This is a genomic window from Acinetobacter sp. FDAARGOS_559 (assembly GCF_003940475.1).
Classification (GTDB): Bacteria; Pseudomonadota; Gammaproteobacteria; order Pseudomonadales; family Moraxellaceae; genus Acinetobacter; species Acinetobacter baumannii.
This window is the reverse complement of sequence record NZ_RKJG01000004.1, coordinates 12,683-37,534: the sequence shown is the minus strand read 5'-3', so window position 1 is coordinate 37,534 and position 24,852 is coordinate 12,683. Positions and strand designations below refer to the sequence as shown.

34 protein-coding genes and 1 pseudogene are annotated in these 24,852 nt (G+C 34.4%); 28 read left to right on the top strand and 7 right to left on the bottom strand.

Features of this window, described 5'->3' with window-relative positions; genetic code table 11:
* Positions 1–148: 148 nt before the first annotated feature.
* On the bottom strand, positions 149–889 hold the full coding sequence (locus tag EGS71_RS00790) for a M48 family metallopeptidase (protein ID WP_223235674.1): 741 nt from the start codon (positions 887–889) through the stop codon (positions 149–151).
* Positions 890–1,099: 210 nt separating this feature from the next.
* On the opposite strand from EGS71_RS00790, the gene EGS71_RS00785 reads away from it, so the two are divergent.
* From EGS71_RS00785 to EGS71_RS00735, 11 genes are all read left to right on the top strand, one after another.
* Positions 1,100–1,384 (top strand): hypothetical protein, encoded by a 285-nt coding sequence (locus EGS71_RS00785; protein ID WP_001257461.1) that lies wholly within the window; start codon positions 1,100–1,102, stop codon positions 1,382–1,384.
* 17 nt (positions 1,385–1,401) lie between these two features.
* Positions 1,402–1,959: a TetR/AcrR family transcriptional regulator gene (locus tag EGS71_RS00780; RefSeq protein WP_000169856.1), complete on the top strand. Its 558-nt coding sequence runs from the start codon at positions 1,402–1,404 to the stop codon at positions 1,957–1,959.
* A gap of 23 nt (positions 1,960–1,982) precedes the next feature.
* Positions 1,983–2,480 carry a hypothetical protein gene (locus EGS71_RS00775; RefSeq protein ID WP_001061021.1) on the top strand — a complete coding sequence of 166 codons (498 nt, stop codon included), beginning with the start codon at positions 1,983–1,985 and terminating at the stop codon, positions 2,478–2,480.
* 92 nt (positions 2,481–2,572) lie between these two features.
* Positions 2,573–3,070 carry a hypothetical protein gene (locus EGS71_RS00770; protein ID WP_000961970.1) on the top strand — a complete coding sequence of 166 codons (498 nt, stop codon included), beginning with the start codon at positions 2,573–2,575 and terminating at the stop codon, positions 3,068–3,070.
* A 13-nt stretch (positions 3,071–3,083) separates the two neighbouring features.
* Complete coding sequence (locus tag EGS71_RS00765; protein WP_002015155.1) at positions 3,084–3,590, top strand: hypothetical protein; 507 nt, start codon at positions 3,084–3,086, stop codon at positions 3,588–3,590.
* 3 nt (positions 3,591–3,593) lie between these two features.
* Complete coding sequence (locus EGS71_RS00760; protein ID WP_000567443.1) at positions 3,594–4,490, top strand: DUF6685 family protein; 897 nt, start codon at positions 3,594–3,596, stop codon at positions 4,488–4,490.
* A gap of 1 nt (position 4,491) precedes the next feature.
* A complete protein-coding gene (locus EGS71_RS00755) occupies positions 4,492–4,977 on the top strand; it encodes a hypothetical protein (protein ID WP_000168103.1) in 486 nt (161 codons plus the stop codon).
* 118 nt (positions 4,978–5,095) lie between these two features.
* The gene (locus tag EGS71_RS00750) at positions 5,096–5,542 is read left to right on the top strand and encodes a hypothetical protein (protein WP_000493808.1); all 447 of its coding nucleotides are present in this window, start codon (positions 5,096–5,098) and stop codon (positions 5,540–5,542) included.
* On the top strand, positions 5,543–5,938 hold the full coding sequence (locus EGS71_RS00745; RefSeq protein WP_000369329.1) for a hypothetical protein: 396 nt from the start codon (positions 5,543–5,545) through the stop codon (positions 5,936–5,938). It abuts the gene before it with no gap.
* A 30-nt stretch (positions 5,939–5,968) separates the two neighbouring features.
* Positions 5,969–6,538, top strand: coding sequence for a TetR/AcrR family transcriptional regulator (locus EGS71_RS00740; protein WP_000182207.1), 570 nt, complete (start codon positions 5,969–5,971; stop codon positions 6,536–6,538).
* Entirely contained in the window at positions 6,535–7,032 is a 498-nt protein-coding gene (locus EGS71_RS00735; protein WP_000742270.1) for a hypothetical protein, read from the top strand. Before EGS71_RS00740 ends, EGS71_RS00735 begins: the two co-directional genes overlap by 4 nt.
* 17 nt (positions 7,033–7,049) lie before the next feature.
* Here the strand turns inward: EGS71_RS00735 and EGS71_RS00730 are convergent, their stop codons facing one another.
* Entirely contained in the window at positions 7,050–7,394 is a 345-nt protein-coding gene (locus EGS71_RS00730; protein ID WP_001101148.1) for a hypothetical protein, read from the bottom strand.
* A gap of 197 nt (positions 7,395–7,591) precedes the next feature.
* Here EGS71_RS00730 and EGS71_RS00725 point away from each other — a divergent pair, with 197 nt between their 5' ends.
* Positions 7,592–8,410: a hypothetical protein gene (locus EGS71_RS00725; protein ID WP_000064550.1), complete on the top strand. Its 819-nt coding sequence runs from the start codon at positions 7,592–7,594 to the stop codon at positions 8,408–8,410.
* Between the two features lie 135 nt (positions 8,411–8,545).
* The gene (locus tag EGS71_RS00720; protein WP_000568115.1) at positions 8,546–9,004 is read left to right on the top strand and encodes a hypothetical protein; all 459 of its coding nucleotides are present in this window, start codon (positions 8,546–8,548) and stop codon (positions 9,002–9,004) included.
* 28 nt (positions 9,005–9,032) lie between these two features.
* On the opposite strand, the gene EGS71_RS00715 is transcribed toward EGS71_RS00720, so the two are convergent.
* Entirely contained in the window at positions 9,033–10,421 is a 1,389-nt protein-coding gene (locus tag EGS71_RS00715) for an HNH endonuclease (RefSeq protein ID WP_001075210.1), read from the bottom strand.
* 72 nt (positions 10,422–10,493) lie between these two features.
* The gene (locus EGS71_RS00710) at positions 10,494–10,907 is read right to left on the bottom strand and encodes a hypothetical protein (protein ID WP_000700025.1); all 414 of its coding nucleotides are present in this window, start codon (positions 10,905–10,907) and stop codon (positions 10,494–10,496) included.
* Between the two features lie 915 nt (positions 10,908–11,822).
* Between EGS71_RS00710 and EGS71_RS00705 the strand changes: the two genes are divergently transcribed.
* The 7 genes from EGS71_RS00705 (at position 11,823) to EGS71_RS00670 (ending at position 14,787) form a co-directional block, all read left to right on the top strand.
* Entirely contained in the window at positions 11,823–12,203 is a 381-nt protein-coding gene (locus tag EGS71_RS00705; RefSeq protein ID WP_001226062.1) for a hypothetical protein, read from the top strand.
* On the top strand, positions 12,200–12,604 hold the full coding sequence (locus EGS71_RS00700; RefSeq protein WP_000202450.1) for a hypothetical protein: 405 nt from the start codon (positions 12,200–12,202) through the stop codon (positions 12,602–12,604). The genes EGS71_RS00705 and EGS71_RS00700 overlap by 4 nt, the downstream gene beginning before the upstream one ends.
* 191 nt (positions 12,605–12,795) lie before the next feature.
* On the top strand, positions 12,796–13,104 hold the full coding sequence (locus EGS71_RS00690; protein WP_000481946.1) for a hypothetical protein: 309 nt from the start codon (positions 12,796–12,798) through the stop codon (positions 13,102–13,104).
* A complete protein-coding gene (locus tag EGS71_RS00685; protein WP_002011618.1) occupies positions 13,094–13,636 on the top strand; it encodes a hypothetical protein in 543 nt (180 codons plus the stop codon). Before EGS71_RS00690 ends, EGS71_RS00685 begins: the two co-directional genes overlap by 11 nt.
* 35 nt (positions 13,637–13,671) lie before the next feature.
* Positions 13,672–13,944, top strand: a complete 273-nt coding sequence (locus EGS71_RS00680) for a hypothetical protein (RefSeq protein WP_000071965.1) — start codon at positions 13,672–13,674, stop codon at positions 13,942–13,944.
* 33 nt (positions 13,945–13,977) lie between these two features.
* Positions 13,978–14,493: a hypothetical protein gene (locus tag EGS71_RS00675; protein WP_000993274.1), complete on the top strand. Its 516-nt coding sequence runs from the start codon at positions 13,978–13,980 to the stop codon at positions 14,491–14,493.
* 90 nt (positions 14,494–14,583) lie between these two features.
* Positions 14,584–14,787 (top strand): hypothetical protein, encoded by a 204-nt coding sequence (locus tag EGS71_RS00670; RefSeq protein WP_000824500.1) that lies wholly within the window; start codon positions 14,584–14,586, stop codon positions 14,785–14,787.
* Positions 14,788–14,864: 77 nt separating this feature from the next.
* Here EGS71_RS00670 and EGS71_RS00665 read toward each other — a convergent pair whose 3' ends face one another.
* From EGS71_RS00665 to EGS71_RS00655, 3 genes are all read right to left on the bottom strand, one after another.
* Positions 14,865–15,203, bottom strand: coding sequence for an H-NS family nucleoid-associated regulatory protein (locus EGS71_RS00665; RefSeq protein WP_000974111.1), 339 nt, complete (start codon positions 15,201–15,203; stop codon positions 14,865–14,867).
* A gap of 41 nt (positions 15,204–15,244) precedes the next feature.
* On the bottom strand, positions 15,245–16,969 hold the full coding sequence (locus EGS71_RS00660) for a hypothetical protein (protein WP_001102765.1): 1,725 nt from the start codon (positions 16,967–16,969) through the stop codon (positions 15,245–15,247).
* Positions 16,970–17,124: 155 nt separating this feature from the next.
* Positions 17,125–17,790 carry a hypothetical protein gene (locus tag EGS71_RS00655; RefSeq protein WP_000182799.1) on the bottom strand — a complete coding sequence of 222 codons (666 nt, stop codon included), beginning with the start codon at positions 17,788–17,790 and terminating at the stop codon, positions 17,125–17,127.
* 777 nt (positions 17,791–18,567) lie between these two features.
* Here EGS71_RS00655 and EGS71_RS00650 point away from each other — a divergent pair.
* The 8 genes and pseudogenes from EGS71_RS00650 to EGS71_RS22920 all read left to right on the top strand — a co-directional run bounded on the left by EGS71_RS00650 (position 18,568) and on the right by EGS71_RS22920 (position 24,825).
* Positions 18,568–19,944 (top strand): hypothetical protein, encoded by a 1,377-nt coding sequence (locus tag EGS71_RS00650; protein WP_000594604.1) that lies wholly within the window; start codon positions 18,568–18,570, stop codon positions 19,942–19,944.
* Positions 19,945–19,958: 14 nt separating this feature from the next.
* On the top strand, positions 19,959–20,615 hold the full coding sequence (locus EGS71_RS22655) for a hypothetical protein (RefSeq protein WP_228201070.1): 657 nt from the start codon (positions 19,959–19,961) through the stop codon (positions 20,613–20,615).
* 23 nt (positions 20,616–20,638) lie between these two features.
* A complete protein-coding gene (locus EGS71_RS00645) occupies positions 20,639–22,432 on the top strand; it encodes an N-6 DNA methylase (RefSeq protein WP_025464989.1) in 1,794 nt (597 codons plus the stop codon).
* 21 nt (positions 22,433–22,453) lie between these two features.
* Positions 22,454–22,837, top strand: a complete 384-nt coding sequence (locus EGS71_RS00640) for a transposase (RefSeq protein WP_001055589.1) — start codon at positions 22,454–22,456, stop codon at positions 22,835–22,837.
* A complete protein-coding gene (gene tnpB, locus EGS71_RS00635; protein ID WP_000619347.1) occupies positions 22,834–23,169 on the top strand; it encodes an IS66 family insertion sequence element accessory protein TnpB in 336 nt (111 codons plus the stop codon). The genes EGS71_RS00640 and tnpB overlap by 4 nt, the downstream gene beginning before the upstream one ends.
* A gap of 74 nt (positions 23,170–23,243) precedes the next feature.
* Positions 23,244–23,450, top strand: coding sequence for a hypothetical protein (locus EGS71_RS22925; RefSeq protein ID WP_416240520.1), 207 nt, complete (start codon positions 23,244–23,246; stop codon positions 23,448–23,450).
* Positions 23,426–24,699: pseudogene (gene tnpC / locus EGS71_RS00630) on the top strand (IS66 family transposase); the annotation flags it as partial. The gene EGS71_RS22925 and the pseudogene tnpC, both read left to right, overlap by 25 nt.
* Positions 24,685–24,825: a transposase domain-containing protein gene (locus EGS71_RS22920; RefSeq protein ID WP_002011530.1), complete on the top strand. Its 141-nt coding sequence runs from the start codon at positions 24,685–24,687 to the stop codon at positions 24,823–24,825. The pseudogene tnpC and the gene EGS71_RS22920, both read left to right, overlap by 15 nt.
* The last annotated feature ends 27 nt before the right edge of the window (positions 24,826–24,852 follow it).

Genomic DNA, 24,852 nt, shown 5'->3' with positions numbered 1-24,852 from the left:
TAAGGTAATATAATTATTATATTTCATGTACAAAGTACAATCAATTAAAATAAATAAAATATTGTACAAAGAACAACAATATTAATTATAGTTTTAAATGTACTTTGTACAATAATATAAAGTTTTCTGTGTGATGTACAAAGTACATTTATTTGTGCAATGTTGCAAGGTAGAAAGGTCTAAATTTAGGTGCTGCCAATGCCAAGTCTTCCATACGTTTTTGTGGCATAGGATGAGTGCTTAGCATTTGCGAGAGTTTATTGTTCTGCCCTTTCTGTTGGTCCCCAACCTTCTTCCATAAGGTAATGGCTGCATCTGGATTAAAACCGGCTTTGGCTGCTATTTCTAATCCCAATAGATCCGCTTCACTCTCCTGACTTCGGCTATGCGGTAATGTTAATCCTAACTTTGTACCGAAGTACGCCAAGATCTGAGCATTGCCTCCAATTTGGCCTAACGCTAAATCCGATACGAGATTTCTTGAAGCTTTTTCTCGGCCATGCTCAAGTAGTGCATGAGCAATTTCATGGCCGATGATTGCTGCAATCTCATCGTCATTTAAATTAAGAGTTTTGATCATACCTTCAAAAATTGCCATTTTGCCTTGACCTACACAAAAGGCATTAATTGTAGTGGTATTAATTACATGTAGCTCCCAAGTCCATTGATTCGTTTCAGGTTTAATGTCTTGAACTTGCGCCGTAATTTTCTTGGCTATATTGACTACTCTTTTTGTTAATTCAGGTTTTCTATCCAAAGCGCCAGAATTTTTATAATTGTTCATTAAAACAACATAACCTTTGTTTGCTTCGATGTAATAGTCTTGAGACGGGATTAAGAGAAATTGTTTTCTTGAGAGTCCGGATGCTGAATTTTGAATTGTAGTCATGCAACCAGATAAGACGCTTGAAATTAGAATCACACTCAAAGCTTTATTTATCATAAACTTAACCCTGTATTATATTGTCTAATTTTATATCTCTAAAAAGAGTATACCAAAAAAAACAAGATTTTTAAAATCTAGATATATGCAAAAAATAAAAATCTTGCTACGATTATTTTAATACAGTTCCGACCTAAAAGTCGAAGGAGCCGCTTCATGCGTTCACCACAAGAACATATGCAACTTGATGTTCATATAGTTATAAAAATACGCCTTCTCGAACTTGAATATAAGCTGCACTTAAGAACCGCTATCTGTTTTCTATTGGGTGCTGTTTTAAGCTTAAGCTTCGCCTTCCCTTTTGATTTTGGCTTTTCTTTATCCACACTGTTTTTAATAGCCTCGTTTGCATCTGGTGCAGTTGCTTTGTACTGGTTAAACTCGGCCCAAGAATTTAAAGCAGCCCACCGAAGCTTATGTGATGAGTATTCACGGTACTGAGTATGGAGATTGAAATCATGACTAAAGTTATTTCAAAAAGAAAAACCATTTTGGATACCGCTTTATCACTCTTTAAGCAGTACAGCTTTAAGTTTGTCGGTGTAGATCGGATCATCAATGAGTCACAAGTTGCGAAAATGACTTTTTATAAACACTTTCCGTCTAAGACTTTGTTGATTCAGGCTTGTTTATGTGAAGAGCAAAAGACAATTGAAGAGTCTATTTTAAGTGAGCTGTCTTTACTTTCTGAGGCTGGAAATATCGACCGTTTAAAAGCATTGCTAAATTGGCATGTCACGTATATCAATCAGCAAAATTTTAATGGCTGTCTTTTTCAAAAAGCAGTGTATGAAAATGAGGTGAGTGAGGAAGTTTTATCCGTCATTCAAGCCCATAAACAATGGAAGTTCAAATTAGTTTCAGACTTAATGGAAGTTCCAGAATGCAGTACTGCCTTTGTCTCATCTTCGATGGTGTATAGCATGTTAGAAGGCATGCTCTTGCCTGCAAATATAAATCCATGTGTGGACCATGAAACAGCAATTAAGAGTCTAATTCAGACATTTGAGGCTTAAAGCCTCAAATAAGGAAAATAAATGTGAATAATTTATTTGATACGATTTATTCAGATATGTTTGTAATGATTGTTGCAAGTGCTTTTATTGCAGTGATGATCACTTCTTTAACCTCAATATTAGTTAAAGTAAATTTAAGTGGTTACGCCATACCATTGACATCTTTTATTTGGTTTCTTTTTTTATACGGTCCAATTCCAGCTCCGGCCCAACAAGCTTTAAAGAAAGATCTAGTTTTTTTAAAAAATAATAATGTTCAAACGAATGCAATGATAAATACAATTATTCTTTCATGCAGTGATGCTTTAAAGGGTAGCTATATTAAAGGTTATCAATATAGAGATTTCAGAGAAGCATATGAGCTTGATGTTAATGCATTTTTAGAAAGTAATAAACTTTTTACCCATCCTTTAAACTCCAGCCAAATTACCAAAGATCCAATCTATGCTGAAAGTAAAAATATTTGTGACGCTGCTTGGATGTATAATAAGTTTAAACAAGAGCATCAAACAAAAGGGTAGAACAATCAATTTTGTTATTAATCTATTGCATTAATTTTTAAATTAAACCAATCAGAACAGTAAATGTTTAATAACTTTAAAATGAGATATTAATGTTAGTTGTATTTTTAGAACTATTTTATAGAGAGTGGTGGATTCAGGTCCTAGTTTGTATTTTGCTTGCCAAAATTATAGCCGACCTACTATCCGTTTATTTTAAAAAGCCACTCAAATCTTTAGTCATACCATTTACAGCAATCGTATATTTTACATTCATCTTCACCCCTTTACCTTCAGTTGTTCAGCAAGAACTTAAAAAAGATTTGGTTTTTTTAAAGTTCAATAAAGTTAAAACTAATGGAATGATAAATCGAATCATCTATATATGTGATGATAAGAGTCAAGGAGGCTACATAAAAGGCTTTCAATATGAAGAAATTAAAGATGCATATCTCCGCGATATTGATAGACATTCTGAGAAAGACGGTGCCTATCTAAGTCCGGTTAAAAATGCTGAAGCGGATCCGATCTATAAGGATAGTCAGGATCTTTGTGAAGCTGCTTGGATGTTAAACAAATATAAAGCGGATCATCAAATTTTTCCTGAATAAGTGAGATGTCTCTATGAGTTCAATTAGATTAAATTTAATGTCGCCTAAGACTATCACTGAAGGTGTAAAAAAAATCCTGAATCACTTGTGTTTGCAAGAAAAGGATGCGGAGTACTTAGAATTTATAAAACCCAAGAAATTTACTCCAGCTCCAATTGAATGCCATTTAAATGTTTGGGTTCAATGTAATAAAGAAGGAGGTTCAGCAGTAAGCGGCTGGATGATTGCTGAAGATCCTAAACATCATTTTGTAGAGGCCCAATATCACACTGTATGGATCTCGCCTTCAGGCAAATTAGTTGACATAACCCCAAGACAGGATAAGGAAAAAAAAGTGCTGTTTGTGCCGGATTATGCACGACCATTAAAATTTAATGTCTCTCCAGATGGGAATACAATATTTTTTATCTATACGAATTGTAAGATGCAATTTAAAAAAATTATCGTGGATATTGAACGTGTACAGATCATGAGCAATTCTAAATTTGCAATTAAGCACGGATTCTATAAAAAAGGATAAGATATGATTGATACCTTATTGTCTCCTTTTTCAGTTAAACACGAGCTCTATAGTCAACTGAAGAAGCATCAAGAAAACAAAATCAATATTGTCGATAGAGACTCAATTTATCTATTTGATATTTTTAGTTTTGAGTCTTTCAAAATAAAGAGTGAAAGCCCCTATTCCCATGTTGCTTATTTCTCTTGTTCCTATACAGATGATGTCACTGAGCTGGAACTTTGCTTTAATCCAATTTTTCAGGATTTTGATATACCTAAATTGACAATAGATATTTCACAGCTAAGTGGTTTTGGCCACTCTAAATCTGACCTATTCAAGTATAAATCTATAGATGAATTTGTTGAAAGTGAATGCCCTTCTTATATTGAGACAATTAGTCAGGCTCAGTTAAGACTAATGCTCTCTCATCGGGGGATCCAGATTGTAAATAATCAAGATTCAACATTTGACAATTTCTATATGTATGGCTGGCAGCCTAAAGTATTTTTAAGCAATGAAAATGGTTCACATCATCTTGCGTCAGCTCAATACATTGCGTTAAGACTTAATCAGCCAGTACCATTGACTGCACGACTTATTTATAAAGTCATTAGAGGTGAGCAACTTGCTAATTTTCATGATCGTTATGCAGCGTACATAACGCCTCTCCATGAATTAGATGACTACTTTAAGTGGTTTGATAATTCCAATATTAAATTTATCCGGTTAGATGATTCTTTGCATGAATATGCAGTGTATTTCTTTAAGCGTACAAGTGAAAACAAGCGGATCATAGAGCTGTTTAGTTCAAAGTTTTCTTCATTAAACCAAATATTATGGAAAAGACTGTCAGATCAAACAAATAATATGCTGTTAAAAGCGCTTGTACCGCTTAATTCAGGCTGTTGGAGCTATTAGTATGGCTAGCCCCCAATCTTGCAATAAATTTGCCCTAAAAGCCTCCTGTAAGGATTGTCCGTTTAGAAAAGATAGCGGAGGTTATCTACATCCGGAAAGGGTACGGGAAATTGTTAATTATATGAGTAAAGATGATGCTCTATTCCCTTGTCATAAAACTGTGGGTACAGCTCGGACTAATTTAAACGAAGCTTTAGAGTTGCTAGAAGATGAACTGTCGTTTAACGGACTCTCACAAAATCTTACGGCACGAAAAGAGCTTGAAGAGAAGTACCAGATTGACAATCTTCAGGAAGCACTACTTGAAGAAATGAAGTCAGAAAAGGTTTGTGCTGGCTGGTTAATATTAGGGAAAAAAGAGCAAATCATTAACAATAATTTCCCATTGAGATTAGCTCAAATGCAAGGACTTTTACGGTTAAATGAATTAACAAGAGAGGAAGAGATATATGATTCTATTGAGCAAGCAATTTCAGATCATTCTTGAGCAGCTCCAATATTGTATTTATAGGAATTAAACTGTTTATCTATCCTTTATTAATTTTAAAATGTACATAGGCTTGTCTTCACAACCCGTATCATAACCAATTTTTGAGATTTCTTTAATGTTTACATTCCTTCAAGAGCACTGGTATTTCGTTTATATCATTGCAATAACGATTGGTTTGCTGTCTCTTTTTATCCGTCTTTATATATTACCTAAAATTCGATCATCGGAAGGTCCACAAAGTGAAATTTTTTTCGCAAAGAATTTAATCGAAATCTTGAATTCTGATCATAACTTAGTAATGTATGTGAATAATTCTGATGGTAAATCACCAGATTCTAATATGCGTGATAATGTAATTATCAAAGACCCTTTACGTTTTGAAGATGATTATTTAATAACTAGAGCATCTTCACCACATATTTATTTTGATCCAAAGACATTAAAGGTTAAAGGATATTTCTTCCTTCATAGTAAGGGAACATTCCAAGATAAGTACGCTGATACAGTATATGAAGGACAATTAGAACTACTTGAAGTCGAAAATAGAAAAGGTGTTAAATAAATGGACAATTTAATTTTAATTCATATTTTAAATTTTTTCTTGATTATTTGGTTTTTTAATAGCTCTATTTATAGCTTTATTCGAAATAGGATTATTGACAAGCGTGATGGTGCTGCCATGCGAGCTACAGCATCACTTAGTGGATATGTTGAGAAGTATGGTTTAAAAGCTTGTTATGTAGATAGTAGCCAAGCTGATTATAGAGTTAATAAATCTAAACTACCTCCAGCAACCAGAAAGGCCGTTAATGCTCTAGAAAATATAGAGTTCAATACTCGTCAATTTATATTCTATGTTACGGACGGTGAGACTAAAGAGCTTATAGCACATTGCTACCGTAGTGAAGATGGCCAATTGCTTAAATACAAAGTCAAGTTAAGCCCGAAATCAAAATAGAAATTTATAGACACGCCTGAGAAATCACTGATGACAAATAAAGCTTCACAGCCTAGAACATTTACATTATCTGATGAGAAGAGGATCCATATCTTAACGACAGCTCTAAACTTATTTGATCAGTTTGGTTTTCAGCATATAAGCATTATGCGTATTATCACTGAAGCAAAAATTGCTAAACAAAGTTTCTACATGGCTTTCCCTTCCAAAGATTCCTTCATCATTGAATGTTTAGATATGGAAATCTCTAGACTGAAGCAATCACTAAGCAACCTCTTGGGCCAGTGTGGTAAAGATGACCATACAAGTATTTTAAAATCCTTCTATCAGTGGCACGTGGACCTAGCTTATAGAGAAGGATATAACGGTACGCTGTTAACAAAAGCTGTGATCGAATATTGGAATTTACCAGATATAAAAATGAAGGTTGAAGACTTCAACAAATGGAAATATGAAATTATTGCAGAGTATCTGGCGGAAGAAATCAACAATGCTCGACTAAGAATTATAGTAAGCGCAATGAATGGGATTTTATTGCCGGCTAGTACTTACTTGCCTACATGGGAAGATATTGAAAGTTTATATGGTGAGCAATTTTGAAAAAAAATAGTTTGAATCGAATCATCTTCAATGAAGGACTAAATACATTAAAAATTTTAGTTTTTGTAGTATTTGTAGTCTATATTCTAAAGTACTTCTTAAATGTATATTTAGGTGTCGTATTAAGTGGAGAAATGGCTCGTTTCTTTGGCATTTTTATGACACTATTAATTGTTATCTATGATTATATCTCAGGAATTATTAATAAATTATCTAATAAACTTCAAGAAGAGACTGATCGAAAAGAAGCTATTAAAATACTTGAAGCAAATCAATTAAAAGTAGGTTTAATCTTATCAGAATTACCTTTGGATTTAAATAATTTAGAAAAGCGTGAATGTGTGGAAGCTTATATAACTTTAAAGGATCAAAATTCACAATTCGTCCTCGTTAATTCTGATAACGAAGTAAATGCACGATTGTACTTTTTAGGAAAATATGCAGATAAAGATCACAATAAGTACAAGCTTATACTTAAGAGAAATTTAGATTAATTTTTATACCATCATCATTAATTAACATCGCAAGGTATGCCGTTTTTGGTGATGATGGATTTAAATTGAGCTATTAATGGTTTCTCTGAAAGAATGACTTTCTGTAGTGAATAGTCATCTTGAAGTTCAAATTTTGCAGTATTTGAAGCAATGTAGTTATGTTTTTCTTTTAATAAAGAATATGCATAACAGGTCTTTAATCCATTATTAGGCTCTTTGGTAAGTTCTTGGAATACTTGAGCAATTTCCATGTCTCTTTCAAACAGACCTTTATTGAACTGTTCTTTGGTCGCTTGTGGTTTTGCGTCAACAATAACTGGTAATAAAGCTAAAGAAAGTACTAAAAGAATTTTAACGTTCATGAAATTCATCTTTTTACTGTTTTCATAATTATAACATTACAAATAATTCTTGATTCGAAATATTCTTTCAAAAACATATATCCTTATGATAACATTGGCTTGCTAAATGCGGCTTCTGGTGCAGCTTACTTGTGTGAAAGTAAAAGCCATCTTTTTAAATCTTATATCTACAAATTTAAACGAACCTTGTCGTCTATTTGTCTAATTTCACACCAAATAGCAATTTTCAAGGAATCGTTATATCTAATGAAAAGAAGTTCTTCTTAAACTCTTTTAAACGCAATGCAAAATTGCTTAATACTTCTTTTGATGTTGTTTCAAATACACTTAACACACCTTTTAAGGCACCAACTTACTCTCAATGCTTAGAAATCTTAGCACGATCCCTCGGATTTAAATCGTTTAAAGGATTGACTATTGGCGATGTCAGTGGTTTAAAAGAAATTGGCTATCTAAGTGATTTTGATAAAACTAAATTAATAGAAAGTTACTTAGAGGTTAATCGAAAAAAAATTATTACAATGCCGCTTAAAATCGATAGCTCTTTGGATTTAAATTTAACAATCGATGCTGTATGTACTCTCGCGTATCATATACAAACCTTTCCTTTACTTCGCGATTTCTATCTACCAAAAAGATATCTCAGTAAACATCTAGATTTTGATAATGGCCCCTTCAGAATTAATGATACATTATCAAAAATTTGTGCACATTGGTGTATATCGCTATTGCTTGAAAAACCGCAAGGCTATGAATTTTATAAAGGTGTTTATGAGAACAACAACGACATTCTTTACGATGTATCAATGAGTTTCTTCACAAAGAAAAAAATTAATGATTGGTATAAATCACGTGACTTTTTGCACGACTTTACTGATCTTTTTCAGCACTGTGATTTTATACGTGTACAAAGCGGTTGGACCGATTTTGATAACTTAAGTAATTCGAAAATCAATATATTCTTTCCTCCAGCACTACATGAAAGAATAGTAAAGTTATCTTTTCCTTCTAATTAATCAGCTAATTGAATATATATTGGAAGCTGAATTTAACAGCTTCCAATTTTGAATAATTCGTAACAAAGGAATGTTTGCAAACCTAGACGTAATTAATATTATTAAATAAAACGTTAAGAATAAAAGGAACTGAATATGATTGACTGGTTACTGATAAGACGGGCAGTATCAGTTCGGACTTATCATAATATCATTACTTATTTTTTTCTGATTATTATCCTTCTCTGCCTTGTAAATATTGGTATGCAACATTTACATGGATTCGAACCAAGATCTTATAAATACAATTTATCTTTAATTTCAACGTTATCGGTTTTACTTGGGTTTTATCTTGTAAGAAGTCATTTTAAAGATGTTCAGAGATCGTTACCTCGATTTACTAAAGAGGAAGTGCACATTCTAAGAAAGTATAAGGAAATAACATGGGTTCTATCGGAAGATTCAAAAAAACTTTGGGCTGAAGGATATCTTGCATATTCAAAATTTCATATAACTGAAAATCCTTATCAGGTTGATACTCAAGAGTACATTTCTTGGCAGGCTGGTAATGCTAAAGCAATTAAATATGATGATAAGCCATCAAACACTAATTAAAAAAGGAGTTCATAGAACTCCTTTTTTTTCACTGCTGATTAATTTTGCCTGTGCTAAACCTTACTTTATATTCACACTCTCTTTCTTCAGAGTTCGATAAATTTTCAAAAATGATTTGATCTTCAAATTTTTGGTAATGCCTGAAGAGCTGACTCAATTTTTGGAAGTCAGTTTCTAAGTTGAATGTGGAAGCATCTTTTTTAGAAAAAGGTAGAATGAAGATTAAATGCAATGTACCTAGCTTGAAATCTGCTACCACGTGCGGCCACTCCGGATCCGTATCACTGATTCGTGTATATAGAGTTAACTCCGGATGTTCCGCATAACTTTGGCCATACATTTTGGCTATATGAAATTGCTGCTTTTCCTCACCAATCTCCGGATCTGAAAATAACCATTCAATAGTCGATTCGAAAGCTGGTAGTTCTTTAGCCGGCAATACTGAGATAGCGTATTTGCATAATGACTTAAAGATTTTAAGTTTGTTAACTTTTTGATTGGCCGATAAGCTGACAATTAAACCGTTTTCTGTTTCTACAATGTCCTGTGAAGCAATCACAATAGAGTTTTCTTCAGATCCTTCTTGCTTGTGCTGGAACACTTGGCCATTCTTAAACTTCAGATGTGGAATGCCCTTCTTTCCTCTTGTTCCATAATATACACGTAGGATATCAAGGTACTGTATGAGATGAGGTTCATAATCACGACCGAACCTCTCATTGCATGTATCACATTCATCTGCCGTTACGATTGATTTATTGCCCAGCGCTTCAGAAATCGTATGAGCCACTTTTCGAAAGGTTGTGTTTTCATCAACCGGTGATTTACAAAACCTACAAACGCCGTGTTCTTTTGTTGGTTTTTGGCCTATAACAGTTCTCCGTTCTGTTTCACCAAACACAGCAATGTTGTATTTCTCTAATAAATCATCAAATAAGCTATTAAATCCTTCCATGTGAGTTTGCATGTATTGATTTACTTCTTCATCGCTGTTCAATGAATTTTTGGCTCTAAGAAAAGTTTGCAAAAGCATTTGTGCTTGCATCTTTTCTGTAAACTCATAGGGAAATACAAAGAAGTATTCATCATCTTCAATCGAATTGAGCTTACTAATCGCTTTATGAATACTAGGCTTGAGTTTAGTGTAATCGCTCAACATAGCATTAACTTGTGTCCGTAAACTTGGTGTCATGCGTTGTAAAGCGCTGGCTTTGATTTGATTGGGATGTGCTGGATCGAGATCCTGTTTGACATTGCTGGCGTATAAAACTCTGTACATATCATTGACGAAGTTTATAAGAGTTTCATTCTCATCTGGCCCTTCTACGCTAACAAAAAAACTATTCGTATTTTGAGTAATAAAGTGGAAAGTAAATCGAAATAGATTTACTTCAGCTTCAGTATTGTTTTGGTTCATATCGATGTCACCCCAAATTTATTAAAGTGGCCAACATGTTTGGCCACAGCATTGAAAATGCCATAAGGCTAATTATGCTCGTCCATCAATATTGTGTTTCATATATAACTTCTGAGAAAAATGAACATATTCATTTTCTGAGAGCGGTGGACCATTAACCACATGTTGTGCTGGTATTAAGGATGTTTTCTCTTTCCAGTGAGCCAGCAAATCCGGACTTAAAGCCATGATGCTTAGTAGTGAATCTAGGAAATCTGGATCGTTGTGATGGCGTGTTGTTTTAATAAAGAAAGTCGCCGTGATCTTTTTATTACCGGTTGAATTGTCTGCTACGCAAACAGAATATAAATTAGGTAGTTCGTTATAGATCTCTGGATCTATATCTTGCATAAAGTGTGTGATCGAGTCACTACCGTTATAAACACAATGAAATAGTAAAATACTAGCACCACCTTGAACAGTGGCCTTAGAAGACATAATTTTCATTTTGGAATCCTGTTTGAAAATTAAATGGAACTCATCAAAAGCTTATAATTTTGAGTTTAAAGCTATCTAAACTAGATACTAGTGCATCTACACCCTATCTTCAAATGCCCACCTTAAACGCGCTCTACGGCGCAGCTATAACGAAGAAATTTTTAATTCTCGCCGTGATTAAAATATTTACAGCAAATCCGGATACGGTTTTGCTGTAAATTTGCTCAGGTTTATCTAGATCAACTAAATTCAAGTACCAAAGCTTTATGTAATTCATCTAGTAGCTGAATAGCCCTTTGATGTGACGCGCCAAAACCAATATGAGAGCTCACATTGATACCGGTATTTTTCATTTGCGGCCGTAAATGATCTTTACCGATAACTATAAGAAATGTATGCAGAATTATACCGTTGACATGATATTATAAAATAAGACTTAAGCTAATAAACCAGCTTAAGAATATATAACTTGTATGCCAAAATAGCCTAAGCAGATTTTATCGAACCCCATATAAGGACTCACGGCGTCCCTCTTCTCCACTTTACAAAAATCGCATCTCCCGTTGACGGTCTTTTTAGTCCGGTTACGGTATTTATAATTCCGCTTACGGTTTTATCTATTCCGGATACGGAATTATCTACCACAAAAACACCATACTAAATTTTTATTTTTTGCATATATCAAATTTTTAAAAAATAGTTTATTCTACATTTAATGCAGATCAGCCCCCTTATTCCGCAGCCGGAATAATCCATAAACGGTATTAAAACCATAGACGGACTAATACTAGAAATGGAAAAGGTCCATAAACGGAAAGTCCGGCAATGGAAGAGTCACTTAAATAGGTTACTCAAAGGTAGAGCGAAGTCGGCTAACTATAAAGCAATAGACCTGCTTAGGCTATTTTATAATAGGTAATTATCATGCGTAAAATTGGTTTGATATTTTTTTTGCCGGTTCTCATCTCCGGTTGTTCTTCTCCAGCTTCAGAAGCCGAAATTCGTGCCGCCGTGCATGAATGTGAAGGTGTTATGCATGATATTGAAAATCAGATTCAACCAAAAACTGAAAAGAAGTTCGGCCGGTTCTGGATTGAAGATGCTGAGCCAGTGACTAGCAGACAACTCAAGTCATTTTTAAAAGACTGCAAAAATGACAAAAAAGAAATTGTTGAAGCCAGTAGAGATCAAAAAACAATCAGCAAGCAAATTAATGTAGTGGCCGAAATTAAGTATGAAAATGAAATTAAACACGCCAAATCAATGGCGTATCTAGATTCCCAAAGTGAGGATAATGCAAAATGACTTCCCTGAAAAAATATATTTGTCTTGGCGTTCCAGTTTTATTTTTAAGCTGCAATCTTTTCGCTGAACAACCAGATCCGGCCTATATCAAGGCAATGGTTAATGAAACGATTGCTGGAGCTCAACAAAACCAGCGCCGTTTTAAAACTGAAGACATCAAAGATGTGGTTGCAGCTTCAGATCAGAATCGCCGTGCCTACGAGCAAGATGCACAATCATTAAATAACCATTCAAAAAATTATTTATCTTCACCTCAAGCGCAAGCGGATCAAAAATGGGCTCAAGAAACTATGCGTAAGCATGAATCTTCGCCGGAGTTTAAAAAGCATAAGCGTGATGCTTATGAAACTTGCTTAATAACACAGCGCTATGCTCCAGTAAATTGTGAGGTGCCGGAATGATCTATGTCTATTGGACTTTTCAGGTCTTATTTTTCTTAATATGGATTTATTGCCTTTCATATCTATATACAAGAAATGATAAAGATGACAAGTTCAGAATTTTCGCACTTATTGGTGCCGTAGTTTTTGGACTATTAACTTTTTACTGGAACGACACTATCGCTCAGCTTACTGGTCAAGGATTTATATAGATGTTTAACATATTGGGATTACTGGTGTTAGTTTGCATTTATTTTGGGATTTCTTACGTAACTGGTCCAGCAAGCACCGAATCATTAGCAGAAATTAACAAACTAATAGATGCTTCAAAAGGTCAACCGTATGAAGCAGAGTTCAAAAGCCAAATTTCCGATCTCATGAAAGATGGAATTACCAGAACAGAGGCAGAGGAGATACTTCATATTTATGAGGAAGTACGTCTAAAAACTAGTTTAGTTTCTAAGGATACTAAAAGTGATAGTAATGGTTTAAATATAGGAAATAAAGAAAATGCAAGATGATGTTTATATTGAACCGTTTAAACAATCTGATTTATCAAAGAAAATTGATAAATACTTAAATTTTGTATTAGCACTTGGTTTACTTGCTTTTCTGATTTGCATAATACTAACCATAGTAGATGCATTTATTGTTAAAGCAGGTTTTAGTAATAAATTTTTTGAGATAAAAAATACCGGATATGCAATTGTTATTGTAGTTATTGTTGGCTTAATAGGATTCTTGAATGGAACTTTTGGTAGAACTCAAATCAAACAAGAGTTTATTTACAAACTTGTTAATGAAGCACAAACGCAAAAATTAAAAAATAATATCTTCGTAATATTGAAACATAACGAGATATTAACAAAAGGTGAGCTAGAGTTAATTAAAGATAAGATGGTAAACGAATTAAATCAAATGCAAAAATCTGGTTATAGAGAAATGATTGATACTAACAATTCGCTTTCTGAGGACAAGTTAGATTATATTAATGGTATAAAAATTGATATTGAACTCATTAAACTTATTATTTCTAAGAATGAAATTATTTAGGAAGATAATTAAGTATTGAACTTAAGGAAACCATAATGAGCAATTCATCTGAATCAAAAAATGATTTTCAAAATGGCCAAGTTGAAAATTATCTTGCAAAAGTTTATCCGGATTTACCGCCAAAAGATATAGGTTATATGGCTGCCACTATGGCAGCTACAATAGAAGCTGAAGCTCGTTTTATGCGGAAATGGAAATCAGATGCACCAACGGCTGAAGAATTTAAACGCCGAATTCCTTTTCTTGAATATCTTTTTGAACTACCAGAAGGTAGTCGTCCACCTCGCGGTAAATGCCGCAAAATGTAAGCAAAAGCACTCAAAATTGGAAGGCTACAAAGAATGAACGCTAATCATTATATTCAACTTGCTAGAGAATTTCGCAAGTTTAATTCCGAACCAATTTTAGCTAGTCAGAAAATTGAGCATTTAGCACGATATATGAAATTGCATCCTAAGATTGGTGCATACGAAGATTATATTCGTAATCTACCGCTTGGCAGCCGATTACCACGGGGTAAGTATTTTAAAGGTCGTAAAGCTGGTGACAATATAAGAGCTATGGATGAGTACTGGAATATGATCAAAGAACCGACTATTAGAAGCACTAACGCTAAAATTAGATCCTTAAACCCTGTTGCCTCTTTTAAAACTCAATATGACTCTACTATGATTTTTTTGCAAAGAGTCGCTAATTACACTTTGAATTCCGCACAGAGTCAACGTGCCAAATCTCTCATTCTGGATACACCCGATGGTTTTGAAACGACTATTTTATCCGTAGTGCAATTATGGGAAAAAGATGCATTGTTAAAAGATTTTGCTACAGCATTAAAACTTGTTGCTTTGCCTAATTAGTGTGGTAGGACAAAACCGACTATAGTCGTAATCTGTTGTTAATTCGAACTGTCATGTGTACGTTCAAGTAAATAAAAATAGGTAATCAAAATGAAGCGCAAAGTTAGCTTAAATCAAGTTAGTTTAGATGGAAAAAATGGCATAAATGAGGTGAGCTCATGTAAGTCTTTGAGCTCTTTTAACAATTTAGAGCATTTAATTCAAAGTGTTCATAATGGCGAAACAATTTACATAATCGATGTTGGGCGAACTTCTTGGGATATTGAGCAACTAATGAAAAATCATATTAAATGAATATCATCTTTTATATGAATCCATTATTTTAGATAGAAAAAAGCCTAGTATATGAACTAGGCTTTTTTTATACATCATTATTTAATCAGGAATTCACTCAGCTTTAACTTGCTTTCTTCCATTTCACTTTTCAACCATCTTGGCATCTGTCCTCGTCCTGTCCAAGTGTTCTCCGGATCAGCCTTACTTCTATAACGTGGCTCAACAGTCTTTGTTTTTTTCTTTTTATTATGGGTTTTCCCAAATTCAATGAGCTGGTCTAAAGTCAGTCCAACACTTTTGGCAATTTCCTCTAATTGGCCAAAGGCTGCCACTTTCTCTTCAATTTCCCTTTTTCCTTTTTCAAGACTTGCAGCCTTGATCAAATCCTCTAGTTCTATTGATGAATAACCATCTAAATTAAATTCTTTCATCATTAATACTCAATATGTTTTAAAGTAAATATTTTAATGGAATGTTAAATTGATAATTGAGATTTAAAATATTTAATTAAATCCCCAACTACAATATTAACCGCAAGTTCGTTATTTGCTAAGTTTGTACTATAGGCTCCAGATCGAATAGGATCACTAATAATCTGAGTATAGTTTTGCATCGCAAAATTTACACTAAATAAATAAGGATAGAGTACTTTACTCTGATTACTTTGATTCAGTAAAGAATTTAATGCATTTTCATTTCCAACAAAGAATATTCGCTTGACCATGTCAATAACATAATCATTTTTGAATGAATCAATATTTTCGGAAAAATAATTAAAGTACTTCAAATTATTATTGGTCAATTCGTCAAAATTCTCTTTAGAGATATTTTCAAAGAACGTTGTTTTAGATCCTTTGATAGCTAAAGTAGAAATCAAAGTCGCAACAGATTTAGCAATTTTATTCACTGGATTATTGTAATCAGACTCTTGTGAAGTTTTGGGTATATCGCCTTTACCAACGGCACTTTCGTAGTTTGTTCTACTAGCCTTCACAACAACATCATCGACTTCTTCGCCTAAAATTAATGATGATTGCCCTTTACCATTTTTAGAATCAATCCAGCTCTTATCTTTAAATGCTGAACGGCATGCCCCGACAAAGTTAATTGTCTGGCCCTTTTTCTTCAATCCATTTATCCATTGTTTAAGACGCGATAGAATCGTATATATAGAATCATCTGTTAAACTATCGATATCATAATTTTCCGGCACTAACTGCTTAATACGGATTCGTAAATTTGTTGTATTCTCAGGTGGACTATCTAAGAGTGATTGCCATGCATGAGCAGCTTGTTCATTATCAACAAACTTATATTTTTTGAATAGTTTTATCGACTCTATTTTTTGACGCTTACCTCTTATAAAGTCTGTTTCAACTTCATATTCAAGCAATTCGTTTGCATTAAAATTTTTTAAAGCTGGTTTAAGAGTATCACGCAAGAAATAACGATTTTCTTCTACATCACCATAGCCTAGATACTGTTTGAATGTTTCGTATGCCAAAGTAATTGGCTCATCAGTTCCTTCCAGTAATTTATAAATTAATAATTCAATTTTTCCATTTCTTCCTGTTGATGTACTTAAAGACTGTATTTGTGTCCAACTAAATAAACGTTTTACTTTTTCAATCGATATAGAATCAGTAATAATTGAACTAAAAAAAGGAGGTAATGAATATACAATTTCAAGACTTTGGTAGTCTGGTTTGTTATCAGCTTCCACCTCTTCTCGATTAAGCATCATATTTTTATTATAAATCGCAAAATCTTGAATAAAGCTGAATTGTGAGGAAGATGACTTTAATCCTTGTGCATTGAAGATATCGATTTGTATTTCAGCATCTCTTAAATTACTTAGTGATTTATTAATCTCCTTAAGTCTGTGTTGACTATTTGTTTTGAATCTTAATAGATCAAACGGTATTTTAAAATTAACAATAGGATGAGAACCATTATCTTGAAAATTTTCAAGAATTTCACAAGCATGATTCAAGAGACATAACCAAATCTTATGTTCAACTAATGAACATTCATGAGTCACATGAATTAATGAAACTGGCAATTTAAACTCTGTCTCATACTTAAAAGAGGCTAAATTTGGGTGCCCTTGACTAAGACTATTAGCTTGACTATAGCCCAGATCAGCAGGAGACAAGCTCTCTGCGTCAGAACTAGTCAATTCTTGTGATTGTACGTTCATTTGATCTAATAATGACGTTTGTTAGTAATGACAAAGTTATATCATAAAGAATGTGTGAGTTAAATAGAAATACCTCACATTTAGAACACTCAATGTGTGAGAAAAGTAAAAAAAACTCACATAAAAAAAAGATCCCATGTTTGGGATCTTCTTATTTACACAACTTGATCTAAATAAAGTTGTGATTGATTTTTCTTATGTAGGTTTTCTTTAAACATCGTTTCAAAGAAAGGTGCATAATTAAAGCTGTAGAAAATCTGCCCATCTTTATCAAAAGAAACGTATTCACTAACGAGTTTGGTAGAAAACATATGTACAAATCTAAAAGATTCGCGGCCGGTCTTTGTATGACGAAGTAAGCGGTGTTGATGAGCACTCAAAGAACAGCTTGCTAAGCTTTTCATTCTTTTTTCAAACTCATCTAATGAAATACCAACAACTTTGGAAATTTCACTTGCATTGATAGTATGAGTCAGTTTGCTATCAAATGAAGTAAGCAAAATATTTTTTTGCTTATAAGCCATTAAAACTTCATTAATTAAACACACAAAAGCTTGATCGGCTTTATCAATTTTAGTTTCAATAGTAAATCGATCTGATCCGACCATATATTCATATGACTTAGTATCAAAATCGAAATCTAAAAATGAAAACAATTTAGAAAATCTTTTTAATGGTAAAGCAGGTAAAGAACGTTCAACTACAGAAGGCTCTTGTACATCATCCAATAATGATAATTGAACAGATGACTGTTTTTTCCACTCTGCCGGCTCATTCAAATATAATGAGTGAGCATAGGGCATAGATGCTAAATTAGTCATATCCTCACTCCTTTTAAATTGAAAATAATTTGCCATATTAATTTGAATATAAATATATCCATACCAAATTTTAGCATAGGCACATAGCGAATACTATTATGTTTACAAAAAATGCAAAGTTAACTCTTTGAATAGTTTTACAAAAACATAGTTTTTTTTAACTTAATTGAAATAAAAAAGCCGAACCAAAGATGTTTTCCAGATATTGAGCATATTGGAAATGAAACCTCACATATATATAAGACTTATCCACAGGCTTTGAAATGAAACCTCACATATCGGAAATGAAACCTCACATATATATTTTAATAATTAAATTTCAATACTTTATTGTAGGTGCCTTAATTGAAATGAAACCTCACACATCGGAAATGAAACCTCACATTTGTTGAAATGAAACCTCACACAAAATTTAATAATTTAACATTTTAAGACTTAAGTTATTGAAAATAAATTAAATAAATGAAATCTCACATTATTTGAAATGAAACCTCACACATTGGAAATGAAACCTCACATTGCAAGATAAAAATTAATAAAATCAATGAAATACAATTACCCCCTATATAGAATAAATTTAAATTTATATTTATATAAATTTATATATATAGGAAGGACTTTCTTAGGTTTTTTGAATGTTTTATTCTTTAAAATACGGCTATATCTTTTTTTTAAAATCATTTCCATTTTCCTTTTTTTGTTTTAAAATCATATTTCGCTATCCACTATTCTTTTTGACACCAGCTCATACAACAGAGCAATATAGTAGGTATTAACATGATTAAAAACAATGACTTGGATAATCTAAAAAATTTGAATAGAAATATTATTCAAAATAAACCTAATTCTGCTCCAGCTACTCCTCAAAGGCTTTTCGTTTATCTTGATGGTATCGCACAAAACAACGATGGCCATGATTATGCTTATGGAACAAACGTCCTAACCAATGAAAAAGTGAAAGTTAGACTAACAACAATTGATGAAAGAATTGATGACTTAGTTGACTCTGGTAGAGCAAAGAACAGACAACAAGTTGCCTCTCAAGTAACAAATCAGTATCAAAACTCTGCCAATCCTCGTCAATCTTTAAAAGCGCGACTGAACAGCAATGTAGTTGTACTTAGTTTTGATCAATCTTTTGAAATAAAGAGTGAAGATAATTACCGGTCATATCGTAGCCATTGGGCAGAATCAGTAACAAGCAATCCTAGTTCACAACTAATTACAGCTCCCGTTCATATCCAATTTGTAAATAATCAAAGACCTTTCGGACGTGTCGAAATTTTAGAAGAGAATTTTAAAATAGATATTGGATCCTCAAAGGAAAATATAAAAGATGCATTTTTAAAATCTCTTGTACATCAAGATGAGTTCAGCGCTGAAAGATCCGGATCTTTAAATTATATACTGCGTTATAAAGATACTAATGAACCAATCTATCAAGGTTCTTTGCAAACTTTTTTACAACAAGTATCTGTAGGTCCTGACCGATCTATCCGGATACCAGCGGATATTAATACTACTCTCAATAATTTAATGAGTAAGCCTTTAACCACGCAGGATTTCACACCTGACGATAGTATGATGTTTAATCATGATTTAAATCGAATATTGGTAAATAGATTTCTTGGTGTTGAATTTTCTCAAAAACTAGAAACTTCTAATCCACAATTACAAGATAACCTACGTCTTATTTCTGGAAAGTTGAAAAAGGGTGAAATTTATCTTGATGCTTATTCAACTCAAAATATCTTTTTTGGTAGAGATACACTTAAGACATATCAAGCTAAAGCAAATAGAAATAGCAGTCCATTAAAAATCTATACTGTTACTGATATGCACAATGAACAACCAGTTTATCAAAAAGGTTATATACATTCTTTAGTTGGCATTGATAGACATTCAGACACTTTAGCTCCTTTTGTCACATTTAGTTCTACTACTGATCCAATGGCAGTATCAAAGAAAATTCAAGATTTAAATATTAATGAGGAAAATTTAAAGCGAACCATTTATCTAAAAGAAGAATTCCAAAAGCATCCATTACCTAATAGTGCTGCTCCAGTTGTGGATAAAGAAAGAGCAAGTATCAATAGAATTCGGGAAGAAATGCAAAATCAATCTAATAACTCAATAAATTTTAATAATATTTAAAAGGATTAGATGATATGAGCGTTTTAGATAAAAAAGGTTTTATTTGGGTTAATTTAGAATCTTTTGGATATTTAACTAGACCATCACGACGTAAAGAAAACAACCAAATCGGTATTGAAATAGTTGATCTCAATAATCAACTAGATATCGATAAATTAAGATCCTTTAATGTTCATGTTGAAAAAGTGAATAAATCAAGTGTTCTTGATGTTTACTGGTCAAGCATTTCAATTAAGGACTTTTCTAATTTTATTGGTGTTGATAACAACAATATTCCCTTTCAATCCATTACATTGGCTCAGCTTAATGCTGAGTTCAATAACTCTGTTCGTTCTCTTGCCCAACAAAGAGTTGACTATGCCATTAGACATGCGACATTAATTGGTCAAAACCTGAATAAACAATATGTTTATGCTACACAATATTCACGATTTTATTTGGATCAGCCTTTAACTGAAATTGCTAAGAATGGAACAATCTCAATTGATCCCGCGCAATTTGAAGCACGATTACCTCAAGAAGATTATTGGAAAATACTTAAAGTTGGCAATCAGCCAAAGTTTAAGCGAGCTAATATGGCACATTGTGCAAAAAGCTTTGCTAGTAGCATAGTTGAAGGAACAACAAACATTCATGATTCAGATGTTGAGTTGTTTTTAAAAAAATATTAAACGACAACCATGATAGATCTTATTTGAATGAAATAAAGCCGACAATTAAGCAATTTTTCTATGAACAGCTTGAATGTTGTTTTAATAGTTTAAGTAATCAATTTAACGTACATAATTTCAATTCTTTTGAAAAAATTATTGAAATCCATAACAAACAACCAGTTAAACCGATCATTGGTATTTCTGAGCTGCAACTGCAACAATTTTCAACTCCTATAACAATTTCAGCAATATGTCAGAAATTATTATTCAATCCTGAAACTCTAGATACTGGAAAAACTCTACTTGAACCTACTATTGGTAATGGATCCTTAGTTGCTCATTTCATAAAAAAACCGCAACTTAAAATCGTTGGTGTTGAAATTGATTCGAATCGGGTGAAAAATACCCAGCTCTTTCTCGACGCAAACATTGAACAATCAAATCTAAGAGTAATTGAGGGAGATTATTCAAAGATTAAATTGAAGCAATTAAACAATAATGAATTATTTGATTTTACTATCGCAAATCCACCTTTTGGCAAAATCGATAAAACTTCACTTACTTTGAATCAAGCGGGATCATTAGAACGTTTAAATTTTTCTACTCAAAGGTTAGATCATAAAATTTTATTAGAGACACTTTCTTTGAGAAAAGACAAAGGAAGAAGTGTTTTTATTATTGGTTCAGACAGCTTTTATGAAGCTGGCGTAGTCAAGGGTGGAAGTAAAAATTTATTAAATTATCTCTATGATAATTACAATGTTGAAGCGGCCGTAGAGCTCGACGGGAGTTTATATAAGAAACAAGGGACTCGCGTCAATGTTCGTGTTCTTGTCATTGGTGATCTTCTGGAAAATAACCGTACTTATGAAGTTCCTCATGAGTTGCCCATCATAAATAATGTTCAAGATTTATGGAGATGGTCGGAAAATGTCCTACAGAAAAGATTACAACCTGAGTTAAGTTACGATGGGCCCTCCCCTTCTATTAATCAAAGTGAATCAGTTATATCCGAAGCTAATTTTGACCAGAATTTAGATGTGGTAGACGATGCTGATTTCTTAACAAGTGCATTGGATTCATATTTAAATGATCAAATAGTTCCGGATGAGTCCGGTAATGTTGGGGACTTGAATAAACCTGATGATGACGACTTCTTTGGTAATGAGGAAGAAGATACGGCTGTTAAACCTCTTTCTACTGGAGATGAACACCAGAACAATGAGATTCTTGATCTAGAAATAGTAGAGGATGAATCTCAAGCTCAGGAAATTATTTTTGAATCTAAATCATTGCAAGTTGCATATGTGCCAGTTTCACAACTAAGCTTGCCAGAAACAATGTTGCCAGCAGATCAAGCAATACTTATTAAACAAGCGCAAGATAATCAGATTAAGAAGATCTTGCTTTTAGCTGAAGTAAATCATGAATTGCAAAAATCTATCGATTTAGCCAATAACAATCCTTTCGACGGCTTTCTACTTTACAAGCTACAGTATTCAGATCTTTCATCTCTTTCTAAAGCTTTCAGTGCTGAACAGGTTGATGCTGTTACTTCCGCAATATTAAGCATTGAAAATGACCGCTCTTATATTCTTGGTGATCAAACAGGTATTGGTAAAGGTCGCTCTTTAGCTGGCATGTTGCGTTATTCTTTAATCAATGGGTTTAGACCAGTATTTTTCACAAGGAAAGCACAATTATTTAATGATTTATGGCGGGATATCGTAGATACAGGAACAGATAAATTTATTTCTAATCCTTTTATCTGTAAGCATCCGGCTAACACAGCCTTACCAAGCGGTCCTATAAGCCTTAATTTAGTTCCCACCTAAAAACAAGTGGGGACTTAATCCATGAACATGGATATATATTCAGCAACACCTCCTGTTGCTAAAAAACGCAGAACATACAGCAAAGAATTCAAACTCAGTATTGTCAATGCCTGTAAAAATCCTAATACCTCGATCGCTTCGGTCGCACTGCAACATAGTATTAATGCCAACCTTGTCAGTCGTTGGATCAGGATCTTCAGCCATCATGAGGGTGCCGTGCAGGATCCTACTCATGTGAATCCAGCATTTATTGCTTTGCCTTACACTGCTGCAATCAGCCAACCTATTGATGAGAGGATCACGTTGTGTATCACCGTGCCTCATACGAATAATGATATTCAGCTAAAATGGCAGACATCAGAAATACCTGCCTTGGCAGAATTACTCAAGGCACTGGCAACATGATCCGTATCAATGAAATTTGGCTCTCTACCCAGCCCATGGATATGCGAGCAGGAATGGATACTGTCATGGCTCAGGTGGTGAGAGCCTTTGGCTACATCAAACCGCATTGCGCCTACCTGTTCTGTAATAAACGTGGTCATCGTATGAAAGTGTTGGTACATGATGGACTGGGCATCTGGCTGTGTGCCCGGCGTTTGGAACAGGGTAAATTTCACTGGGCTCAAGTTCACCAAGGTGAAACCGTGGCCCTCAGCCCGGAACAGTTACAGGCATTAATCCAAGGTTTGCCCTGGCAGAGAATTGGATTGCAGCAAGTGGTGAATATGCTCTAAACCAAGCTCGACCATTCTGCCATCCTCCAAACGTTCTATTTCATTCTCTTCATGACCTCAGGCATACTGCGGTCATGAATACGCTGCCTGACTTAAGCCAACTGACCCATGAACAACTGCTGGAATTCACCAGACAGTTGGCGATGCAGCATCAGTCTCTAGCACAATCAAACCAACAATTGGATGCCAAAGTTCAACATCTTTCTATTCTCAATCAAAAATACGAGCATGAACTGGCGCTGTTTAAAAAGCACAAATTCGCCCAAAGAATGAACACTTAACGGCAAAACAAATCCACCTATGGGATGAAGCGGTTGAAGAAGATATTGCTGCTGTTGATCTGGAATTAGAACGATTAAATGCAGATAAAACCGATGCAGCGACACAGAAAGCCAAAACCAATAAACCTAAACGTCGACCACTGCCAGATCATCTACACACCATCCGTATTGAGCATGAACCTGCATCAACCCAATGCACTTGTGGATGCCAACTCCGTCGTATCGGCGAAGATGTCAGTGAGAAACTGCATTTCAGACCGGCACAGTTCTATAAGGAACAGCATGTGCGTGGTAAATGGGTCTGTGATCAGTGTGACACTCTGACTCAGCAAGCGATGCCCGCCTATGTGATTGATAAAGGCATTGCTTCACCTGAATTGCTCAGCCATGTGCTGGTATCGAAGTATGCCGATCATTTGCCGCTGTACCGTCAACGTCTGATCTATCAGCGGGCGGGAATCGAACTTTCTAGATCAACTTTATCTGACTGGATAGGTCGCTGCGGTGTAGAACTGGAACCTCTGGCCAATGCCTTAAAGAGGTGGTGCTGCAACAGCGGGTGCTGCATGCAGATGAAACACCGGTCACCATCATGCGGATGGGTGAGAATGAGAAAAAACCGAAGAAAGGTTATGTCTGGGCCTATGCCACCACACAGTACAATCCAGTTCAGGCGGTGATCTATGACTTTCAGGATAGTCGTTCAGGCCAGCATGCTGCAGAGTTCTTGAAAGGCTGGCAGGGCAATCTAGTCTGTGATGATTACAGTGGTTATAAAGCACGCTTTAAATCAGGCCAGGTCATAGAGGTCGGCTGCATGGCCCATGCACGTCGTAAATTCCATGAACTGCATGTGACCGGGAAAAGTCAGGTCGCTGAACAGGCATTGGTGCTGATTCAGAAACTGTATGCGATAGAAGCAGAACTCAGGAAAAAGACCGATGGTACAGCGGAAGACCGCCGCGAATACCGACAACAGCATAGTCAACCAGTGATGCAACAACTATATGAATGGCTCAACCAACATCATCTGACAGTGCCATCGAGTTCTCCCACCGCCAAGGCCATCAATTACACTCTGAAGCGTTGGCCAGCCTTAAGCCGCTATCTGGATGATGGCAATCTACCGATATGCAACAATTGGGTAGAGAATCAGATGCGTCCCTGGGCGTTGGGGCGCAAGAACTGGCTGTTTGCAGGTTCGCTGCGCAGTGGTCAGCGAGCGGCAAACATCATGACTTTAATCCAGTCAGCAAAGCTGAATGGGCTGGATCCGTATGCCTATTTAAGTGATGTGCTGAAAAGGTTACCGACACATAAAGTGACCCAGATTGAAGAGTTACTGCCGCACTGCTGGAAACCTAAATCGAATTAAAAAATAGGTATGGGATTCAGCGGACGC

Bases quoted from the DNA above. Each gene is read 5' to 3' on its own strand.
- EGS71_RS00790 (WP_223235674.1), bottom strand. From the start codon at position 889: ATGACTACAATTCAAAATTCAGCATCCGGACTCTCAAGAAAACAATTT.
- EGS71_RS00785 (WP_001257461.1), top strand. From the start codon at position 1,100: ATGCGTTCACCACAAGAACATATGCAACTTGATGTTCATATAGTTATA.
- EGS71_RS00780 (WP_000169856.1), top strand. From the start codon at position 1,402: ATGACTAAAGTTATTTCAAAAAGAAAAACCATTTTGGATACCGCTTTA.
- EGS71_RS00770 (WP_000961970.1), top strand. From the start codon at position 2,573: ATGTTAGTTGTATTTTTAGAACTATTTTATAGAGAGTGGTGGATTCAG.
- EGS71_RS00765 (WP_002015155.1), top strand. From the start codon at position 3,084: ATGAGTTCAATTAGATTAAATTTAATGTCGCCTAAGACTATCACTGAA.
- EGS71_RS00760 (WP_000567443.1), top strand. From the start codon at position 3,594: ATGATTGATACCTTATTGTCTCCTTTTTCAGTTAAACACGAGCTCTAT.
- EGS71_RS00755 (WP_000168103.1), top strand. From the start codon at position 4,492: ATGGCTAGCCCCCAATCTTGCAATAAATTTGCCCTAAAAGCCTCCTGT.
- EGS71_RS00750 (WP_000493808.1), top strand. From the start codon at position 5,096: ATGTTTACATTCCTTCAAGAGCACTGGTATTTCGTTTATATCATTGCA.
- EGS71_RS00745 (WP_000369329.1), top strand. From the start codon at position 5,543: ATGGACAATTTAATTTTAATTCATATTTTAAATTTTTTCTTGATTATT.
- EGS71_RS00740 (WP_000182207.1), top strand. From the start codon at position 5,969: ATGACAAATAAAGCTTCACAGCCTAGAACATTTACATTATCTGATGAG.
- EGS71_RS00730 (WP_001101148.1), bottom strand. From the start codon at position 7,394: ATGAACGTTAAAATTCTTTTAGTACTTTCTTTAGCTTTATTACCAGTT.
- EGS71_RS00720 (WP_000568115.1), top strand. From the start codon at position 8,546: ATGATTGACTGGTTACTGATAAGACGGGCAGTATCAGTTCGGACTTAT.
- EGS71_RS00715 (WP_001075210.1), bottom strand. From the start codon at position 10,421: ATGAACCAAAACAATACTGAAGCTGAAGTAAATCTATTTCGATTTACT.
- EGS71_RS00710 (WP_000700025.1), bottom strand. From the start codon at position 10,907: ATGAAAATTATGTCTTCTAAGGCCACTGTTCAAGGTGGTGCTAGTATT.
- EGS71_RS00705 (WP_001226062.1), top strand. From the start codon at position 11,823: ATGCGTAAAATTGGTTTGATATTTTTTTTGCCGGTTCTCATCTCCGGT.
- EGS71_RS00700 (WP_000202450.1), top strand. From the start codon at position 12,200: ATGACTTCCCTGAAAAAATATATTTGTCTTGGCGTTCCAGTTTTATTT.
- EGS71_RS00690 (WP_000481946.1), top strand. From the start codon at position 12,796: ATGTTTAACATATTGGGATTACTGGTGTTAGTTTGCATTTATTTTGGG.
- EGS71_RS00685 (WP_002011618.1), top strand. From the start codon at position 13,094: ATGCAAGATGATGTTTATATTGAACCGTTTAAACAATCTGATTTATCA.
- EGS71_RS00680 (WP_000071965.1), top strand. From the start codon at position 13,672: ATGAGCAATTCATCTGAATCAAAAAATGATTTTCAAAATGGCCAAGTT.
- EGS71_RS00675 (WP_000993274.1), top strand. From the start codon at position 13,978: ATGAACGCTAATCATTATATTCAACTTGCTAGAGAATTTCGCAAGTTT.
- EGS71_RS00670 (WP_000824500.1), top strand. From the start codon at position 14,584: ATGAAGCGCAAAGTTAGCTTAAATCAAGTTAGTTTAGATGGAAAAAAT.
- EGS71_RS00665 (WP_000974111.1), bottom strand. From the start codon at position 15,203: ATGATGAAAGAATTTAATTTAGATGGTTATTCATCAATAGAACTAGAG.
- EGS71_RS00660 (WP_001102765.1), bottom strand. From the start codon at position 16,969: ATGAACGTACAATCACAAGAATTGACTAGTTCTGACGCAGAGAGCTTG.
- EGS71_RS00655 (WP_000182799.1), bottom strand. From the start codon at position 17,790: ATGACTAATTTAGCATCTATGCCCTATGCTCACTCATTATATTTGAAT.
- EGS71_RS00650 (WP_000594604.1), top strand. From the start codon at position 18,568: ATGATTAAAAACAATGACTTGGATAATCTAAAAAATTTGAATAGAAAT.
- EGS71_RS22655 (WP_228201070.1), top strand. From the start codon at position 19,959: ATGAGCGTTTTAGATAAAAAAGGTTTTATTTGGGTTAATTTAGAATCT.
- EGS71_RS00640 (WP_001055589.1), top strand. From the start codon at position 22,454: ATGAACATGGATATATATTCAGCAACACCTCCTGTTGCTAAAAAACGC.
- tnpB (WP_000619347.1), top strand. From the start codon at position 22,834: ATGATCCGTATCAATGAAATTTGGCTCTCTACCCAGCCCATGGATATG.
- EGS71_RS22925 (WP_416240520.1), top strand. From the start codon at position 23,244: ATGAATACGCTGCCTGACTTAAGCCAACTGACCCATGAACAACTGCTG.
- EGS71_RS22920 (WP_002011530.1), top strand. From the start codon at position 24,685: ATGACTTTAATCCAGTCAGCAAAGCTGAATGGGCTGGATCCGTATGCC.